Annotated in this window: 4 tRNA genes; all 4 read right to left on the bottom strand. The window is 44.4% G+C overall.

Annotation, left to right across the window (positions count from 1 at the left end):
- Window positions 1–299 precede the first annotated feature (299 nt).
- Window positions 300–375: transfer RNA gene (locus ACWYVB_RS24135), tRNA-Val, on the bottom strand.
- A gap of 14 nt (window positions 376–389) precedes the next feature.
- Window positions 390–465: transfer RNA gene (locus tag ACWYVB_RS24130), tRNA-Ala, on the bottom strand.
- 32 nt (window positions 466–497) lie between these two features.
- A tRNA-Lys gene (locus ACWYVB_RS24125) sits at window positions 498–573 on the bottom strand.
- A 2-nt stretch (window positions 574–575) separates the two neighbouring features.
- Window positions 576–651, bottom strand: a tRNA-Glu gene (locus ACWYVB_RS24120).

The raw sequence follows: 651 nt of genomic DNA, 5'->3' as shown, positions 1-651 counted from the left end.
ATACAACCCGAAGGAGTTTCGAGTTGATGAACAAGTCACCAAAGTTGTCTCTCATTATTTGAATGAGCGAGAGACATATCGATTTTGCCGGACTCATCTCTTTACCTTCATTTTTAGAAAAAATGAAAACAAAAAGCCAAGAACACTTGAATGTGTTTTTTGGTGTTTATCTTTCGATAAACATTGAGAACTTTACAAACAACAATAAATTGTTGTTTTGTCAGCTTTCCAAATTGTTAAAGAGCTAGATTTTCTGATGAAAACCATTTTTAAAAGCACTCATTGAATGCGCTTAAAGATGGTGGGCGATACCGGGCTCGAACCAGTGACCCCCTGCTTGTAAGGCAGGTGCTCTCCCAACTGAGCTAATCGCCCATTGTTTCAAAATATGGTGGAGCTATGCGGGATCGAACCGCAGACCTCCTGCGTGCAAGGCAGGCGCTCTCCCAGCTGAGCTATAGCCCCATATTTTGAGTTTTAATTCCTAATGGAAGGAATGGTGGGTCGTGCAGGATTCGAACCTGCGACCAATTGATTAAAAGTCAACTGCTCTACCAACTGAGCTAACGACCCAATGGTATCCCGTAGGGGAGTCGAACCCCTGTTACCGCCGTGAAAGGGCGGTGTCCTAGGCCTCTAGACGAACGGGAC

The sequence above is a fragment of the Vibrio sp. JZG10 genome (assembly GCF_054064075.1).
Note: the sequence above shows the minus strand (reverse complement) of the source record. Positions and strands in the feature narration are given on the sequence as shown.